The organism is Anaerotignum faecicola (genome assembly GCA_024460105.1).
Classification (GTDB): Bacteria; Bacillota; Clostridia; order Lachnospirales; family Anaerotignaceae; genus JANFXS01.
Window position 1 is genome coordinate 1 of record JANFXS010000524.1, and the last position, 397, is coordinate 397.

At 57.2% G+C, this 397-nt stretch carries 1 protein-coding gene; it reads right to left on the reverse strand.

The annotated features are described in order from the left end of the window. The coding region (locus NE664_15210; GenBank protein ID MCQ4727980.1) for a 3-phosphoshikimate 1-carboxyvinyltransferase at positions 1-397 on the reverse strand (397 nt) is incomplete at both ends.

The window sequence follows — 397 nt, forward strand, 5'->3', positions numbered from 1 at the left end:
CGGATCAGCACTTCAGAACCCGGTACCAGCAGGCCGGCGGCAAGAAACGGCGCGGCGGATGAGATATCGCCGGGAACTGTAATCTGTCTGCCGTAGAGTTCCTCCGCCGGCCGGATGACTGCTGTCGTGCCTTCCCACCGCACATCGGCGCCGAAGGAGCGGAGCATGAGCTCCGAATGGTTGCGTGATACAACATCTTCCATGACTCTTGTCTCGCCGTCCGCATAGAGTCCGGCCAGAAGAATGGCTGATTTTACCTGGGCAGACGGAATTTTGGAATGATAGTGGACGGAATGCAGCGGCTTTCCTGTAATGTGCAGGGGAGCGCAGCCATTTTGACGGAGACTCTCAATCTGAGCCCCCATCATGGAAAGCGGATCATCGAACCGCTTTCCAT